Origin of the sequence: Isoptericola sp. NPDC056605 (assembly GCF_042792795.1) — a bacterium.
Taxonomy (GTDB): Bacteria; Actinomycetota; Actinomycetes; order Actinomycetales; family Cellulomonadaceae; genus Isoptericola.
On the sequence record NZ_JBHTVT010000004.1, the window covers coordinates 211,802 to 227,571 of the forward strand.

The 15,770-nt window shown below is 74.9% G+C and carries 14 protein-coding genes; 6 read left to right on the forward strand and 8 right to left on the reverse strand.

Annotation, left to right across the window (positions count from 1 at the left end; translation table 11 throughout):
* Positions 1-132 precede the first annotated feature (132 nt).
* On the forward strand, positions 133-1,560 hold the full coding sequence (locus tag ACFQ8Y_RS06530) for an FAD-binding oxidoreductase (protein WP_430584974.1): 1,428 nt from the start codon (positions 133-135) through the stop codon (positions 1,558-1,560).
* A 107-nt stretch (positions 1,561-1,667) separates the two neighbouring features.
* Here ACFQ8Y_RS06530 and ACFQ8Y_RS06535 read toward each other — a convergent pair whose 3' ends face one another.
* The 3 genes from ACFQ8Y_RS06535 to ACFQ8Y_RS06545 form a co-directional block, all read right to left on the reverse strand.
* A complete protein-coding gene (locus ACFQ8Y_RS06535; protein ID WP_430563701.1) occupies positions 1,668-3,284 on the reverse strand; it encodes an RNA polymerase sigma factor in 1,617 nt (538 codons plus the stop codon).
* A gap of 344 nt (positions 3,285-3,628) precedes the next feature.
* Positions 3,629-3,985: a universal stress protein gene (locus tag ACFQ8Y_RS06540; RefSeq protein ID WP_430551071.1), complete on the reverse strand. Its 357-nt coding sequence runs from the start codon at positions 3,983-3,985 to the stop codon at positions 3,629-3,631.
* Between the two features lie 9 nt (positions 3,986-3,994).
* The gene (locus ACFQ8Y_RS06545) at positions 3,995-5,287 is read right to left on the reverse strand and encodes a DUF4192 family protein (protein WP_430584975.1); all 1,293 of its coding nucleotides are present in this window, start codon (positions 5,285-5,287) and stop codon (positions 3,995-3,997) included.
* A 169-nt stretch (positions 5,288-5,456) separates the two neighbouring features.
* On the opposite strand from ACFQ8Y_RS06545, the gene ACFQ8Y_RS06550 reads away from it, so the two are divergent.
* Positions 5,457-6,092: a hypothetical protein gene (locus tag ACFQ8Y_RS06550; protein WP_430584976.1), complete on the forward strand. Its 636-nt coding sequence runs from the start codon at positions 5,457-5,459 to the stop codon at positions 6,090-6,092.
* 49 nt (positions 6,093-6,141) lie between these two features.
* Positions 6,142-7,248, forward strand: coding sequence for a polyprenyl synthetase family protein (locus ACFQ8Y_RS06555; RefSeq protein ID WP_430551068.1), 1,107 nt, complete (start codon positions 6,142-6,144; stop codon positions 7,246-7,248).
* 34 nt (positions 7,249-7,282) lie between these two features.
* On the opposite strand, the gene ACFQ8Y_RS06560 is transcribed toward ACFQ8Y_RS06555, so the two are convergent.
* Entirely contained in the window at positions 7,283-7,714 is a 432-nt protein-coding gene (locus ACFQ8Y_RS06560) for an Rv2175c family DNA-binding protein (protein ID WP_430563698.1), read from the reverse strand.
* 48 nt (positions 7,715-7,762) lie between these two features.
* Between ACFQ8Y_RS06560 and pknB the strand changes: the two genes are divergently transcribed.
* The gene (pknB, locus tag ACFQ8Y_RS06565) at positions 7,763-9,814 is read left to right on the forward strand and encodes a Stk1 family PASTA domain-containing Ser/Thr kinase (protein ID WP_430584977.1); all 2,052 of its coding nucleotides are present in this window, start codon (positions 7,763-7,765) and stop codon (positions 9,812-9,814) included.
* A gap of 18 nt (positions 9,815-9,832) precedes the next feature.
* On the opposite strand, the gene ACFQ8Y_RS06570 is transcribed toward pknB, so the two are convergent.
* A complete protein-coding gene (locus ACFQ8Y_RS06570; RefSeq protein ID WP_430551065.1) occupies positions 9,833-11,194 on the reverse strand; it encodes a class II 3-deoxy-7-phosphoheptulonate synthase in 1,362 nt (453 codons plus the stop codon).
* 43 nt (positions 11,195-11,237) lie between these two features.
* Positions 11,238-12,464, reverse strand: a complete 1,227-nt coding sequence (locus ACFQ8Y_RS06575; protein WP_430551064.1) for a pyrophosphate--fructose-6-phosphate 1-phosphotransferase — start codon at positions 12,462-12,464, stop codon at positions 11,238-11,240.
* A gap of 296 nt (positions 12,465-12,760) precedes the next feature.
* Between ACFQ8Y_RS06575 and ACFQ8Y_RS06580 the strand changes: the two genes are divergently transcribed.
* Entirely contained in the window at positions 12,761-13,273 is a 513-nt protein-coding gene (locus ACFQ8Y_RS06580) for a GNAT family N-acetyltransferase (protein ID WP_430584978.1), read from the forward strand.
* A 42-nt stretch (positions 13,274-13,315) separates the two neighbouring features.
* Here the strand turns inward: ACFQ8Y_RS06580 and ACFQ8Y_RS06585 are convergent, their stop codons facing one another.
* Positions 13,316-14,035, reverse strand: a complete 720-nt coding sequence (locus ACFQ8Y_RS06585) for a lysophospholipid acyltransferase family protein (protein WP_430551061.1) — start codon at positions 14,033-14,035, stop codon at positions 13,316-13,318.
* A gap of 119 nt (positions 14,036-14,154) precedes the next feature.
* On the opposite strand from ACFQ8Y_RS06585, the gene ACFQ8Y_RS06590 reads away from it, so the two are divergent.
* Positions 14,155-14,703 (forward strand): hypothetical protein, encoded by a 549-nt coding sequence (locus tag ACFQ8Y_RS06590; RefSeq protein ID WP_430584979.1) that lies wholly within the window; start codon positions 14,155-14,157, stop codon positions 14,701-14,703.
* 52 nt (positions 14,704-14,755) lie between these two features.
* Here the strand turns inward: ACFQ8Y_RS06590 and ACFQ8Y_RS06595 are convergent, their stop codons facing one another.
* On the reverse strand, positions 14,756-15,700 hold the full coding sequence (locus ACFQ8Y_RS06595; protein ID WP_430551059.1) for an ROK family glucokinase: 945 nt from the start codon (positions 15,698-15,700) through the stop codon (positions 14,756-14,758).
* Between the last annotated feature and the right edge of the window lie 70 nt (positions 15,701-15,770).

Genomic DNA, 15,770 nt, shown 5'->3' on the forward strand with positions numbered 1-15,770 from the left:
CACCTTGCCACATCGACCCAGGCCAGGGGAACGACCCCCACAGTTCACCCGGGGGCCCGGGGCACCGACCGTCATCGCCGGCGCGCGGGCGTCTCTCTCTTCTCGGCACCGTCCACCGAAGGAGAGTCCCCGATGTCCAGCTCCGCTCCCGGCGCCCCCGACCGCGACCTCGACGGGGCCGCCGCCCTCGCGGCCCAGCTCGACCGCGCGCTCGACGGCACCACGGCCCTGCCCGCCGACCCGGCCTACGACGCCGCGCTCCCCGGCTTCAACCTCGCGCTCGCCCACCGGCCCGCGCTCGTCGTGCGGGCGGCCTCGCCCGAGGACGTCGTCGCGACGGTCCGCGCCGCCGCGGGCCACGGCTTCGGCGTCGGAGTCCGCTCCACGGGCCACAGCGCCGCCGCGACCGGCGCCGGCGACGTCCTGCTCGACGTGTCCGCCCTCGACACCCTCGTCGTCGACCCCGTCGCCCGCACCGCGACCGTCGGGCCCGGCGTCCCCTGGCAGGCGGTGCTCACCGCCGGCGCAGACCACGGGCTGGGCGGGCTCTGCGGCTCGTCGCCCCACGTCGGGGTGGTCGGCTACACGCTCGGCGGCGGGCTCGGCCCCCTGGCTCGCACCTTCGGCTTCGCCGCCGACCACGTCCGCGCGATCGACGTGGTCACCCCGGCCGGCGACCTCGTCACGGCGACGCCGACGCAGCACGAAGAGCTCTTCTGGGCGCTGCGCGGTGGCGGCGGGTCGTTCGGCGTCGTCGTGGCGATGACGTTCGACCTCTTCCCGCTCGACACGGTCCGGGCCGGCACGCTGTGGTTCGACGTCGACGACGCGCCTGCGGTGCTCCACCGCTGGCGGGCCGAGACCGCCTCCCTTCCCGAGGAGGTCTCGACGTCGGTGGCCCGGCTCAACCTGCCTCCGCTGCCGGAGGTCCCCGAGCCGCTGCGGGGCCGCGCCGTGCTCGTCGTCCGGTACGTGCGCCACGGCGAGCTCGCCGCGCCCGACCCGCTCGTCGACACGCTGCGGCAGGTCGCGACGCCCATCCTCGACACGGTCGGCGACCTGCCGTACGCGCGGATCGGCGAGGTGCATGCCGACCCGGACGCCCCGATGCCCCTCGTGGACCGCGGCGGCCTCCTGCACACGCTGGACGAGGACGCCGTCGACGCCTTCCTCGGCGCCGTGCCTCCGGACTCCCCCGTGCTCGCCGCGGAGATCCGGCTGCTGGGCGGCGCCGTCGCCCGCCCGGCGGGCGTGCCGAACGCCGTCGCCGGCCGCGAGGCGTCCTACACGGTGTTCCTGGGGGCGCTCGCCGCGCCCGTGGGCCCCCCGGACGTGGCCGACGAGCTCCAGCGGGTGTGCGAGACGATGGCGCCGTGGAGCACGGGCGGCGCCCTGGTGAACTTCGCGGGGCCGCGCGACGACGTCGGCGCGTCGCTCGTGCACCGCGCCTACGGCCCGGCCTACGAGCGCCTGGTGGCGCTGCGCCGCCGGCTCGACCCGCACGGCGTGCTCGCCCCGTCGGCCCGGTGGGACGTCGTGGACGGCACCCCGGCGGCCTGACGCCGGCCGTCGCCGTCGTTCCCGGACGTGCGAGAGCCCCGGTACCGATCCGGTACCGGGGCTCTCGCGTGCTGCGGGCGCGGCCGCGTGGGCCGAGCCGTGCAGCCTCAGTCGAGGTAGTCGCGCAGGACCTGCGAGCGCGACGGGTGCCGCAGCTTCGACATGGTCTTGGACTCGATCTGGCGGATCCGCTCGCGCGTGACGCCGTAGACCTTGCCGATCTCGTCGAGCGTCTTGGGCTGGCCGTCCTGCAGGCCGAAGCGCATGGAGACGACGCCCGCCTCGCGCTCCGAGAGGGTGTCGAGCACCTGGTGCAGCTGCTCCTGCAGCAGCGTGAAGCTCACGGCGTCGGCCGGGACGACCGCCTCGGAGTCCTCGATGAGGTCGCCGAACTCGCTGTCGCCGTCCTCGCCGAGCGGGGTGTGCAGCGAGATGGGCTCGCGGCCGTACTTCTGGACCTCGACCACCTTCTCGGGGGTCATGTCCAGCTCCTTGGCGAGCTCCTCCGGGGTGGGCTCGCGGCCCAGGTCCTGGAGCATCTGGCGCTGCACGCGGGCCAGCTTGTTGATGACCTCGACCATGTGCACCGGGATTCGGATGGTGCGGGCCTGATCCGCCATCGCGCGGGTGATCGCCTGCCGGATCCACCAGGTGGCGTACGTCGAGAACTTGTAGCCCTTGGTGTAGTCGAACTTCTCGACCGCGCGGATCAGACCGAGGTTGCCCTCCTGGATCAGGTCCAGGAACAGCATGCCGCGGCCGGTGTAGCGCTTGGCGAGGGAGACGACGAGACGCAGGTTCGCCTCGAGCAGGTGGTTCTTGGCGCGCTTGCCATCGTGCGCGATCCACCGCAGGTCGCGGTACATCCGACGCTCGTCGGCGCTCGCCTTCGTCTTGTCGTAGGCGGCGAAGTCCTTGGACAGGCGCTCCTCCGCGAACAGGCCGGCCTCGATGCGCTTGGCGAGCTCGACCTCCTGCTCAGCGTTCAGCAGCGCGACCTTGCCGATCTGCTTGAGGTAGTCCTTGACGGGGTCGGCGGTCGCGCCGGCCGTGACGACCTGCTGCGCGGGCTGGTCGTCGTCGTCGGTGTCCGAGACGACGAAGCCGGTCTCCTCGTCCTCGCCCTTGCCCTTGCCTGCGGCGGCGGTGGCCTTGCCGCCCTTCGCGGCGGCCTCGTTCTCCTGCTCGTCCTCGGCGTCGTTCACGTCGTCGAGCTCGACGTCCTCGACGTCGTCGGGACCGGGCTCGTCCTTCGACGCCGCCTTGCGGCCACGCGTCGGCTTCGCGCCCTTGGCCGCGGCGGTCTTGGTGCCTGCGGACCTCGTGGACGCGCCCTTCGCCGCCGGCTTCTTGGCGGTCGTCGCCTCGGCCGGCTCGTCGTCCGTCGACGCGGCGGACTTCACGGCGGAGGTCGTCACGGTCGAGGTCTTCACCGGGCTCGCGGACCGCGCCGCGGGCGCCTTCGCACGCGTCGTCGTGCTCCGGCCGGCGCTGGCAGCGGCGACCTTGGTGGCCGTGGGCACACCGATCTCCACCCCGGCGGTCGCGAAGGCGCGCAGGACCGCCTTCAGACGCTTCGGGTCCGCCACCGCGGCGTTCTCGCAGGCAGCGCGGAAGCTCTCGGCGTCGACCCGGCCGTCGGCGGTGCCTCGAGCGAGCAGGCCCTGCAGGGCAGGGTGCTCGAACTCGCGGGGAAGTGCAGGGTTCTGCGCAGTGGACGCCACAAACCGACCTTTCGGCATTCGAGGGGACGGTGCACCGCCGTCAAGGCCTCCGACTCGGACTGTCGTGGCTCAGGCGGACACCTCTATTGTACCGGCGACATCAGCGACGGAAGGGCACCACGGGCTCCTGCGCCCAGTCCCGTACCCACGTCGTCCGTTCCCCGGTCCTGGCTCAACGTACGGGGCGGCGCGAAGATTCCCGGCCGCACAGGCGGAACGGCGGGCGAAACTCCGGGCGGCACGGCGCCCCCGGATCTCACCCGTGCTCGCGCCGGACCGCCCGAGGACGGTCGCGAGCGTCACACCGCACGGCTCCAGGGCCGCGCGGGTCGCCGCGCGTGTCGTCACGGCTTCACCGCCAGGACCGGGCAGGGCGCCTCGAGCAGGATGCGCTGCGCGCCGGACCCGAGGATCAGCTTGCCCACCGGGCTGCGCCTGCGCAGGCCCACGACGATGAGCTCGGCGCCCGCCTCCTGCGCCGTGCGCACCAGATCCTCGGCGAGGTCACCTGTTCCGCCCACCACCGAGTAGGCGAGCCCTGAGGTGGCCAGGTCGTCCTCGACCGCCTGCCTCTCGGGCCCGCCGTCGTCCCGGGCGACGACGACCGTGAGCGGGACGGACCGCTCCCGCGCCTCGCGCTTCGCTGCGGCCAGCGCCGCCTGTCCCTCGGCCGTGCTCAGGAGTCCGACGACGATCGCCATGGGGGCACGCTACCCGACAGTCGGCCAGGTCACACCGACCGCACCGGACGCACCTTCCACAGCGGGCCCCCGCGCCGCGCTCACCCACCCGGGCGGGACCGCGGCCTCCAGCACGCCGGCCACGAGCGCGGCCAGCCGGTAGGTCGGGTCCTGGCGCGCGGACTCCCGCACGCGGCGGGCCGCGAGCCACCCGTCGCCCCGCCACCACGCCAGGAAACCCAGCAGCGCGAGGGGCGGCGCGTGCCACCGCCGCGGCGCGCCTCCCACCAGCTGCTCCAGCACGAGCCGGGCCGCGTCGGCGGTCGCCCCGTCCGGCGGTACCCCGACCCTCGGGTCCACCACCCGGGCGATCGCTCGGGCCGTGGCGGCCTCCACGTCGCGCGTGACGGCGGCGTCCCCGCCCGCCCCGGCGGTCCGGTCCGCCGCCTCGCGCGCCCCCGGGACCAACGACAGCAGCACGGCGTCACGGACCCTGACGTCCGCGAGCGCCACCGCCAGGCGGCCGAGTCGTGCTGCGGGGAGCTCGACGTCGCCGTCCGGGCACGTGCGCAGCTCCGCCGCCGCCTGGCGCACCAGGTCGCACCAGACGCCGTAGGCCTCGGCACGCCAGTGCCCCAGCTCGTCACGGGCCGTCCCACGAGGCGCCGCACGGGTCGTGTCACCTGCCGCCTCGCGCGCCCGCGCCGCGCGTCCGGCGGCCTTGGCGACTCGGTCCCGCACGCTCGCCGGCAGCGCGCGCACCCGGTGCGCCTCCTGCTCCGTGTCGGCGACCGCCCGCCCGGCGACCACGAACGCCGCCCCCACCTCTCCGTGCTCGAGCTCGCCCACCGGCCGCCCTCGCGCCGGGCAGCACGCAGGATCGACGCAGTCGAGGCCGCGGTAGCCGTCCGGGCCGACCAGCCAGGCCTCGACGTCGACCGCCGGGCCCAGCGACTCCGCCAGCGCCGCCACCCCGGCTGCCTCGCGCGCCCGGGCCTGGTCCGGCGGGGACGCCGTGTAGAGCACGACGAGCGCCAGGCGGGCCCCGACCCCGGCAACCGCCCGGGCGACGACGTCCGTGCGGCCCCACCTCTCGGCGACGTCGCCTCCGGAGGCCTCGCCGCGGTCTGCCGGTCCGGTCCGCACGACGAGGCCGACCCGGCCCTCCCCGGTGACGGCGACGACGACCACGCACTCCCGCGGCCGGAACCCCAGCAGGTACGGCACGGCCGCGAGCAGGTCACGGGAGGAGCGGAGCACGACGGGCGTGTCGAAGGCGAGGCCGGACTCCCCGGCGCGATCGGTGGCATATGCGGCGTCCATGGGTCCGATCCCAGGGCACCGCTCGGGCCCCTGCGCCGCTGGCGTGCCCTGCTGTGGACGGCGCCCGCCTGGGGGCAGGCTCCGTGGCCCGCGTCGCCGCGCGACGTCCGCGGCGTCCCACCCGTCCGGACGTGCGAGCGGGGCACAGCGGGCCGCTACGGTAGGCGCCGTGCCCTCGCTCCCCCGCCTTCCGCGCCGCGCGGCCCGGTCGCGTCCCGCACCCGCGGCGGGGGCCCGCGGCGTCGGCGCCGCGGCGCTCACCGCGCTCCTCGCGCTGTCCGGCTGCGGGCTGCTCGGCGACGCCGGGGCACCGGACGACGACGTCGCCGCGACTGGAGAGGACGGGTCCGGGGTCGGGGTGCGCGGCGCGACCGAGGCACCCGCTCCGGAGGCGGGGCCGGGCGACGCGTCAGCCCTGCCCACTTTCGACCCGGACACGACGGTCGGCGGGTACGCCGACGGGTTCCCCGAGAAGCTGCTCGGGGCCCCGGAGGACGCGACGGTGCTCGCCAGCTCGGCCACCTCGGGCGAGGCCGGCCTCACCGACGTCACCCTCAACCTGGCCACGCAGCGCGGCACGCAGGAGGTCATCGACCAGCTCGCCAAGCGGCTGCGCAAGGCGGGCTTCGAGGAGTCCGGCACGTCGAGCCTGTCCGGCCTCACCGCCCAGACCACCTTCGGCCGCGAGAGCACGCCGAAGGGGAAGAAGGACGCGGGACCGGTCGTGGAGTCCGTCACCCTCGGCGTGCTCGACGAGGGCGAGCGCCGCCTCGTGACGGTCAGCGGCTCCGTCGTCGTCGGCTGACGGGCCTCGCCCCGTCGGGACCTCCCGACCGGGCGCATAGGCTGTCGGCATGCCCACTGCCGCGTCGCTGGTCGACCTCGAGAACCTCCGCACCGACGTCGACGCCAGGGTCGAGGAGCACCTCGACGCCCTCGCCCGCGAGGTCGCCTCGATCGGCACCGCGGCGACCGCGCTGACCGACCAGGCCGCCGTGCTGCTGCGCGGGGGCAAGCGGCTGCGGGCGGCGTTCTGCTACTGGTCCTACCGGGCCCACGGCGGCGCCGCGGTCGGCCCCGAGCGGGACGCGGTGGTGCGGGCCGGTGCGGCACTCGAGCTGTTCCAGGCCGCCGCCCTGCTGCACGACGACGTCATGGACGCGTCGGACACGCGCCGCGGCGAGCCCACCGCGCACCGCGCGTTCGAGGCGCGGCACGCCGCCGCGGGCTGGGCGGGCTCGGCCGAGCGGTTCGGCACGTCCGCCGCGATCCTGCTCGGCGACCTGTGCCTCGTGGCGTGCCAGCGCGAGATCGCGGCCGCCGTCGCCGACCTGCCCGCCGAGCGCGCGGCCGCGGCCCGCGCGCTGTTCGACGCCATGCAGACCGAGGTGGTCGTGGGTCAGTACCTCGACGTCCTCGTGCAGGCCGAGCCCTGGGGCCTGGACCCCGCGGCCGACGAGGAGCGCGCCCGCGACGTGCTGCGCGCCAAGTCGGCGCGCTACTCGGTCGAGCGCCCGCTCGTGCTCGGAGCGGTCCTCGCGGGGGCGTCGCCCGCGCGGGTGACGGCCGTCTCGGACGCCGGGCTGCCGCTCGGGGAGGCGTTCCAGCTCCGCGACGACGTGCTGGGCGTGTTCGGCGACCCGTCCGTGACGGGCAAGCCCGCCGGCGACGACCTGCGCGAGGGCAAGCGCACGGTGCTGGTGGCGCGCACGCTGGCCGCCGCGGGCGCGGGCGACCGCGACCTCGTCGTCGCACGGCTCGGCGACCCGGCCCTGGACGCCGCCACCGTCGAGCGGCTGCGCGGGATCATCGCCGGCTCGGGGGCGCTCGACGGCGTCGAGACCCTCATCGACGGTCTCGCGGACGGCGCGCTGGACGCGCTGTCGGCGGCCCCGCTCGCCGAGCCCGGGCGCGAGGTCCTCCTGGACCTCGCGCGGGCCGCCGTCGACCGGGCGGCCTGACCCTCCGGCCGCCCTCAGACCGAGGGACCGGGCGTCAGAGCAGCGCCTGCGCCACCCGACGCACCTCGGCCCGACGACCGGCGCGCAGCTCTCCGATCGGGGTGCGGCCGATCGACGGCTCGGTCTCGAACAGCCAGCGCAGGATGGCGGCGTCGTCCAGCCCGACGTCCGAGAGCACCAGCACGGTGCCACGCAGCGTGTGGAGCACGTGCGGGGCCCCGTCGTCGGTCACGAGGAACGCGGCGGGCACCTGGAACGTGTTCCGCTCGCCCCGCTTGATCCCCACCAGCGAGCGCTCCGAGACCAGGCCGCGCACCTTGCTCACCTCGGTCCCGAGGGCCTCGGCCACGTCGGGCAGGGTGAGCCACTCGTCCACGAGGGACTCGAGGGCGGTGCGGTCGTCGGTGCGGTCGTCGGTGCTGCCGGAGGCGGGGGCGCCGGGCTCCGGCGTGGTGGTGTCGCTCACCGGACCAGCCTACGGGCCTGCCGAACCGGGCGCCCCTACACTCGTCGTGTGGCCATCACGACGACCGACCCGATGCTCGGCCGCCTGGTCGACGGGCGGTACGAGATCGTCGCGCGCGTCGCCCGAGGGGGCATGGCCACGGTGTACCGGGCCACCGACCGCCGGCTCGACCGCGAGGTCGCCGTCAAGGTGATGCACCCGCACCTCGCGGACGGCGTGGACGGCGCCGCCTTCGTGTCCCGCTTCCGCCGTGAGGCGCGCGCCGCCGCACGCCTCACCCACCCCGGCGTCGTCGCGGTCTACGACCAGGGCGTCGACGGCGACACCAGCTATCTCGCCATGGAGTACGTGCCGGGCACCAACCTGCGGCGCGAGCTGCACGCGTCGGGCGCCCTCACCCTGGGCCGCGCCCTCGACGTCGTCGCGCAGGTGCTCGCGGCCCTCGCCGCCGCGCACCGCAAGGGGTTGGTCCACCGGGACGTCAAGCCGGAGAACGTGCTCGTCGTCGGTGACGACGCCGCCCCCGACGGCCCCCAGGACGACTCCGCCGGCAGCACCGTGCCGGGCGCACGGGTCAAGGTCGCCGACTTCGGCCTCGCGCGCGCGGTCACCGAGGTGACCACGACCACCACCGGAACCGTCCTGGGCACGGTCGCGTACCTGGCGCCCGAGGTGATCACCAGCGGCACCTGCGACGCCCGCACCGACGTCTACGCGGTCGGGGTGCTCGCCTACGAGCTGGTCACGGGCACGCTGCCCTATGCGGGCGAGACGCCGATCCAGGTCGCCTTCCACCACGTGCACGAGGACCTCCCGGCCCCGTCCGCGCTCGTGGACTGGCTCCCCGCCGAGGTCGACGCGCTCGTCGCGTCCTTCGCGGCGCGGGACCCTCAGCGCCGCCCGCCGGACGCAGGTGCCGCCCTCGCGGCCGTCGAGGCGGTGCGCTCGTCGCTCGACGACACCCTGCTCGCGCGACGGGCGGAGCGGCCCGGGGCCGGCACCGGTCCCTCCGACGCCGCGGGTCCGGGCGGCTCGCCCGGGACCGGCGACGCACCGCCCGACGACGGCGAGGACGACGGCAGCGCGGGGACGGACGCGGTCGACGAGATCCCGACGGCGTTCTTCCAGGAGGTGTCGGCGAGCGCGCCGGCACAGCCCACCGACCTGCTGGTCGAGCAGCCCACCGAGGCCTACCGGCGTCCCTCCCGCCGTCGTCGCGCGGTCGCGTGGACCCTCACGCTGGTGCTGGTGCTCGCCGGCGGCGGGCTGGGCACGTGGTGGTGGTTCGCAGACGGTCCCGGCGCGTGGACCTCGGTGCCGACCGGGGTCGCCGGGGTGGCTGCCGACGACGCCCGCGCCGTGCTCGAGGACGCCGGGCTGGGCACCACGACGAGCCGCGCCTTCGACGACGACGTCCCGCAGGGGTCGGTCGTGACGACCGTGCCCGCACCCGGCGACCGGGTGCGCACGGACGGCTCCGTGGAGCTGGTCGTGTCCCGCGGCGTGCAGATGCTCACGGTGCCGGACGACCTGGTCGGTGCCGACCACGAGGACGCCACCGGCGCCCTGGAGGACGCCGGCTTCACCGTCGGCGACCCCGCCCGGTCGTACGACGACGAGGCAGGCCGCGGCGAGGTGCTGGACGTGTCGGTCGACGAGGGCTCGCGCCAGCGGCACGACACCGTCGTGACGCTCACCGTCTCCGACGGCCCCGCCCCGGTGCAGGTGCCGCAGGAGGTGGGCAAGGAGAAGGACACGGCCGTCGCCGACCTCGAGGGCCTGGGGCTCGTCGTCGAGCTGGCCGACCCGAAGTACTCCGAGGACGTCCCGAAGGGGCACGTGCTGGCCCAGGACCCGAAGGAGGGGGCCACCGCGCACCGCACGGACACGGTGACGCTGACGATCTCCCAGGGCCCGCCCCTGGTCGAGGTGCCGAACGTCGTGGGCAAGCACACCGGGCCGGCGCGCGAGGCGCTCGAGAAGGCGGGCTTCAAGGTCGACGAGAACGCCTACCTGGGCGGCATCCTCGACACCGTCCGGTTCCAGGACACCACGGGCAAGGCCCCGAAGGGCAGCACGGTCACCCTGACGGTCTGGTGAGCCGCACCGTCGGGCGCGTCACCAGCTCGTGAGCATCTCGGCCACGCGGAACGCCATCTCGAGCGACTGCTGGTGGTTGAGGCGCGGGTCGACGAGCGTCTCGTAGCGCAGCGCCAGCCCGGCGTCGTCGATCTCCTCGCTGCCGCCGAGCACCTCGGTGACGTCGTCGCCGGTGAGCTCCATGTGCAGGCCGCCCGGCACCGTGCCCAGGGCGCGGTGCACCTCGAAGAAGCCGGTGACCTCGTCGAGCACGTCCGAGAACCGGCGCGTCTTGTAGCCGCTGTCGGAGGTGATGGTGTTGCCGTGCATCGGGTCGGTCACCCAGGTGACGGCCACACCCGCGGCGGTGACCTTCTCGACCACCTCGGGCAGCACGTCGCGCACCTTGCCGGCGCCCATCCGGGTGACGAACGTGAGCCGGCCCGGGGTGTTGCCCGGGTTGAGCCGCGCGGCCAGCGCGAGGGCGTCGTCGGCCGACGTCGTCGGGCCGAGCTTGACCCCGATCGGGTTGGCCACACGCGACAGGAACTCCACGTGCGCGCCGTCGAGCTGGCGGGTGCGCTCGCCGATCCACAGGAAGTGGGCCGACGTCGCGTACGCCTCGCCGGACCGGGAGTCGACCCGGGTGAGCGCCCGCTCGTAGTCGAGGATGAGCGCCTCGTGGCTGAGGTAGAACTCCACGGAGCGCAGGGCGTCGAAGTCCGCGCCGCAGGCCTCCATGAAGCGGATCGCCCGGTCGATCTCCGCCGCCGTGCGCTCGTACCGCGCGTAGGCGGGGTTGCGCATGAACCCGCGGTTCCACTCGTGCACGCGCCGCAGGTCGGCGTGGCCGCCCTGGGTGAAGGCCCGCACCACGTTCGCCGTCGCGGACGAGATCCGGTACGCCTGCTCGAGCCGCCGCGGGTCGGGCGTGCGCGACGCGGTCGTGAACTCGTGCCCGTTGACCATGTCGCCGCGGTAGGCGGGCAGCGTCACGCCGTCGCGGGTCTCGAGGTCCGACGAGCGCGGCTTGGCGTACTGCCCGGCCAGCCGCCCCATCTTCACCACGGGCGTGCTGGCGCCGTGGGTGAGCACCACGGCCATCTGCAGGATGGTGCGCATCTTGTTGCGGATGCGGGTCGCGTTCGCGTCGGCGAACGTCTCCGCGCAGTCCCCGCCCTGCAGCAGGAACGCCTCGCCGCGGCCCGCGGCGGCGAGGCGTTCCGTGAGCAGCCGGGCCTCGGCCGGCACCACGAGGGGCGCGGCCTGCGAGAGCCGGCCCGCCACCGCCGCGAGCGCCTCGGCGTCCGGCCACACGGGCTGCTGGCGCGCCTCGAGGGTCCGGAACCGGTCCAGGCCCTCGGGGTCGCTCCCGGGCGGGGTGTCGACGGCGGTGGTCATGCGGGCTTCTTCCTCTGGCTGCGGGTCGGGCGCGACCGGGTCGTCAGTGCGCGGCGGGCTTCGCGGGCACCAGAGGCTGGCCGATGCCCTCGAGGATCTCGCCGAACCACGGCTGGCTGACGTCGAACGCCTTGCCGCCGGCGATGCGGGGGAACGCGATCGCCTTGAGGCGGTCGCCGTCCTCCTCGTCGTGGCCGATGACGCCGGGCTCGCCGCGCAGCGCGCACTCGACGGCCAGGTCGGTCATCGACTTGATGAGACGCAGGTCCTCGGCGTTCGCCGCCGCGGCGCGGGAGTAGTAGCCCGACTTCTGCACCATGACCTTCTCGGCGCCCAGCTTCTCCGCGAACTGCTTGGCGAACCACTGGCCCGGGTTGATGGTGTCGAGCTTGACGTGCCCGAACGGGTCGCGCGGCACCTCCTCGCCGGCGGCCTCGAGCTGCTGGACGATCTCGTTCATCCCCGCGCCCTCGGACAGGAAGATGTTGACGTTGCCGATCTCGTCCATGACGGCGCGCAGGCGGGCGGCCTCGGCGTCGATGTCGATCTCCAGCTCGGGCAGGAACACCGCGTGCACGTCCCAGCGCTCGCGCGTCAGGCCGAGAGCGGGCGCCCACTCCTGGGCGTCGAGCCACGTGCGGTACTCCTTCGCGGCGGCCGCCGTGAGCCAGCCGCAGTGGCGGCCCATGACCTCGTGCACGATCAGCATGCGCGGGCCGGAGCGGTGCTCGCCGATGACGTTCGCGGCGAAGCCCGCGGCCTCCTCGGCCGCCGTCCAGGCGCCCAGCGACTGCTTGATCGGCACCACGTCGTTGTCGATCGTCTTGGGCAGGCCCACGACGGTGAGCTCGTACCCGTTGTCGTGCAGGTACGCGGCCAGGTCCGCGGCCGTGGTGTTCGTGTCGTCGCCGCCGATGGTGTGCAGCACGTCGACGCCGTCGGCCTTGAGCTGCTCGGCCGCGACCTCCAGCGGGTTCTGTCCCTCCTGCACGAGGCCGCGCTTGACGCAGTCCGCGGCGTTGGTGAGCTTCACGCGGGAGTTGCCGATCGGCGAGCCGCCGAAGCGGTGCAGGATGCCGGCCTGCTTGCGGCCCTCCTCGTCCACGACGATCTTCGTGCCCGTGAGGAGCCCGTGGTAGCCGTACTGGTAGGCGATGATCTCGATCGACGGGTCGAGCTCCGTGTAGCGCTCGATGAGGCCGCCGACGGCGGAGGACAGGCAGGGCGCGAAGCCGCCGGCGGTCAGGAGAGCCACGCGACGAACCGACATGACAGGGGCTACCTCTCGGTGGGGGACGGGAACCCTCCCATCCTAGGAGCACCTCCCCGCGCCGGGCCCCGCACGTCCGGCGGGCGAACGCACCGCGCGCTCCGGATCCCGGCCGTGCGATGATGTCGGGCGAGCCTCCCCCGCCGTCCGGCGCCGGGAGGCTCTTGCGTATGACGACACCTGCGCCCCTCCCCGACCCGTCCGCCCACCCCGCTCACCCGCCGGTCCGCGTCCGGCGTGCCACGCCGGCGGACCGCCCTGTCCTCGAGCGGCTGTGGCCGCTCTTCCGTCACGACATGTCCGCCGTCTCGGGTGAGCTCCCCGGGCCCGACGGGACCTTTCGCGACGAACGGCTCCGCGCCGCCCTGGACGAGATCGACGGGGTCGACGGGATCGAACACGACGCGCAGGGGGACGAGGACGGGAGGGGACGTCGTCCCGCGGTCTGGCGCGGGTACCTGGCGACGGTCGACGGCGACGCGACCGGGGCGGGTGGACGGACGGGCGAGCGACCCGTGGCGTTCGCCCTGGTCCGGGGGCTCGACGCGCCGACCCGGGTGCTGTCGGCGTTCTTCGTGGTGCGCGCGGCCCGGCAGCAGGGCGTCGGGCGCGACGTCGCCGCCGCCGTGCTGCGGGACGTGCCCGGGCCGTGGGAGATCGCGTTCCAGGACGCCAACGCCGCCGCGGCGGCGTTCTGGCCACGCGTCGCGGGCGACGCGTGGTCGGTCGCCCACCGCGCGGTCCCCGGCCGCCCCGACGTGCCGCCGGACGCGTGGCTGAGCCTTTCGGTGGGCCGAGCGGTGGGCTGAGCGGTGGGCTGAGCGGTGGGCTGAGCGGTGGGCTGAGGCGGCTCAGGACCCGGCGCCGGGCTCCTCCGGCGGCTGGTGCTGGGCCGCCGCGAGGCGCGCCTTCATCGTGGCCGCGTACACGTCGACGTACTCCTGCTCGGACAGCCGCAGGATGGCGTACATGATCTCGTCGGTCACCGACCGCAGCACGAAACGGTCGCCCTCCATCCCCCGGTAGCGGCTGAAGTCGAGGGGCTCGCCGAAGACCATGCCGATCGGCATCGGCTTGGGGATCGACCGGCCGATCGGCTGCGCGACGTCGGTGCCCACCATCGCCACCGGGATCACGGGGGCGCCGGACTCCAGGGCGAGGCGGGCGACGCCGGTCTTGCCGCGGTACAGCCGCCCGTCGGGGCTGCGGGTGCCCTCGGGGTAGATGCCGAACAGGTCGCCGTCGTCGAGCACGCGCAGCCCGGTGTTCAGCGCGGCCTCGCTGGCCTTGCCGCCGGACCGGTCCACCGGGATCGTCCCGACGCCGCGCATGAAGCCGGCCACCATCCGGCCCCGGACTCCGCCGCCGGTGAAGTAGTCCGACTTGCCGAGGAACTGGACCTGGCGGTCGAGCACGAGCGGCAGGACGAACGAGTCGATGACGGCGAGATGGTTGCTCGCGAGGATCGCCGGGCCGGAGGTCGGGACGTTCTCGACGCCCTTCGTCCAGGGGCGGAACGCCAGCCGGAGCCACGGCCCCACCACCACGTTCTTCATCACCCAGTAGAACAACTGTCCTCCTCGCCCAGTGCTGCACGGCGCCCCGCTCAGCGGACCGCCGGTGACGGGCCGTGGCGCCGACGGGCGGGACCGTCGACACGAAGCATCGCCCACGACAATAGAGTGAACCCATGCCCGTACCGAACCCGGACGCCGAACCGGACCTGCCGGACGACGACCTGCCCGACGACGCCGTCGAGGCCCGCTGGGCCGACATCGTCGCGCAGCTGGGGCCCCTCGACGAGCCCGCCGACGCCGACCGTCCGGACGAGCCTGCGGGCGACACGACGGGCGACACGACGGACGACACGACCGAGGACCAGCGCCGCGAGGAGGCCGCACCGCCGCCCGGACGGGTGGTGAGCCCGGGTCCCCGCGACTGGCCCGTCACGCCGGAGATCGAGGAACTCGAAGAGACGGAGTCTCATTTCACGCCGCCGGAACCCGACCCGGTCCTGTCCCGCGACCCCCTCCTCACCCTCGCGTGGGCGGCGGTCGTCGGGGTGCCGGTGCTCGTCGTGCTCGGCGTCGTCCTGCGCGCCGCCGTGCCGGCCCTGCGCATCCCCGGATGGTCAGGCCCGGTCGCCGGAGTCCTCTTCCTCGTCGCGCTCGGCATCCTGATCTGGCGGATGCCGCACCGCCGCGACCCGGACGACCACAGCACGGGCGCCGTCGTCTGACCGACCCGGGAGGGCTGGTCGGGCGAGCCGACCGGCCGGAGGGACGGTCGGGTCAGCGACGGGCGAGGTCGGCGGCGCCGATGATGCCCGCCTCGTTGCCGTGCTCGGCGAGCTCGATCTGGGCGACCGGGCGGTGCCCGAGGGCCGAGAGCTGCGCCTCGTAGGCCTTGCGCACGGGCAGGAGCAGCAGGTCGCCGGCCGCGCCGACGCCCCCACCGATGACGATCAGCTCGGGGTCCAGCAGCGCGGCGACGGACGCGGAGCCCTCGCCGATCCACCGGCCCAGCGTCGCCAGCAGCTCGACCGCGAGCTCGTCACCCTCCTGCGCCGCCTGCGTGACGTGCGGGCCCTCGAGGGCGGACACGTCGCCGCCGGCGAGCTCGACCAGCCGGGCCGACCGTTCCGGCTGGGCGATCACGGCCTGCTTCGCGTCGCGCACCAGGGCCGTGCCGGACGCGTACTGCTCCCAGCAGCCCTCGTGGCCGCAGCCGCAGTAGTGGCCGCCCGGGACGACGCGCATGTGGCCCACCTCGGCCGCGACGCCCCACTTGCCGCGCACGAGCTCGCGGTCCACCACGATCGCGCCGCCGAGCCCGGTGCCGACCGTCAGCATCAGCATGTCGGTGGCCTCGCGGGCGGCGCCGAACCGGAACTCCGCCCAGCCCGCCGCGTTCGCGTCGTTCTCGACGACCACGGGGACGTCGACGTCCAGCAGGCCCTCGATCCGCTCGGCCAGCGGGTACTCGCGCCAGGCGATGTTCGGTGCGAAGAGCACCGAGCGCCGGTCGGGGCTCACGAACCCGGCGGCGGCGAGGCCGATCGCGCCGATCTCGTGCTCCTTGGCCAGCTCGGTGCACGCGTCCGCGATCGCCCGGTCGATCGAGGCGACGTCGTCGGCGACCGTCTCGCGCCGCACCTTCGCGAGGATCTTGCCCGCCTCGTCCACCACACCCACGGCAATCTTGGTGCCGCCGATGTCGACTCCGATGGCGTGCATGCAAGACCTCGCGTTCATGTGTCGGGACGCCGCGTCCACACGGCGCAACACCCGGGTCGCCGTCGCGGCG

Coding starts and splice junctions, on each gene's coding strand:
- ACFQ8Y_RS06530 (WP_430584974.1), top strand. CDS start 133: ATGTCCAGCTCCGCTCCCGGCGCCCCCGACCGCGACCTCGACGGGGCC.
- ACFQ8Y_RS06540 (WP_430551071.1), bottom strand. CDS start 3,985: ATGGCGATCGTCGTCGGACTCCTGAGCACGGCCGAGGGACAGGCGGCG.
- ACFQ8Y_RS06545 (WP_430584975.1), bottom strand. CDS start 5,287: ATGGACGCCGCATATGCCACCGATCGCGCCGGGGAGTCCGGCCTCGCC.
- ACFQ8Y_RS06555 (WP_430551068.1), top strand. CDS start 6,142: ATGCCCACTGCCGCGTCGCTGGTCGACCTCGAGAACCTCCGCACCGAC.
- ACFQ8Y_RS06570 (WP_430551065.1), bottom strand. CDS start 11,194: ATGACCACCGCCGTCGACACCCCGCCCGGGAGCGACCCCGAGGGCCTG.
- ACFQ8Y_RS06575 (WP_430551064.1), bottom strand. CDS start 12,464: ATGTCGGTTCGTCGCGTGGCTCTCCTGACCGCCGGCGGCTTCGCGCCC.
- ACFQ8Y_RS06580 (WP_430584978.1), top strand. CDS start 12,761: ATGTCCGCCGTCTCGGGTGAGCTCCCCGGGCCCGACGGGACCTTTCGC.
- ACFQ8Y_RS06590 (WP_430584979.1), top strand. CDS start 14,155: ATGCCCGTACCGAACCCGGACGCCGAACCGGACCTGCCGGACGACGAC.
- ACFQ8Y_RS06595 (WP_430551059.1), bottom strand. CDS start 15,700: ATGCACGCCATCGGAGTCGACATCGGCGGCACCAAGATTGCCGTGGGT.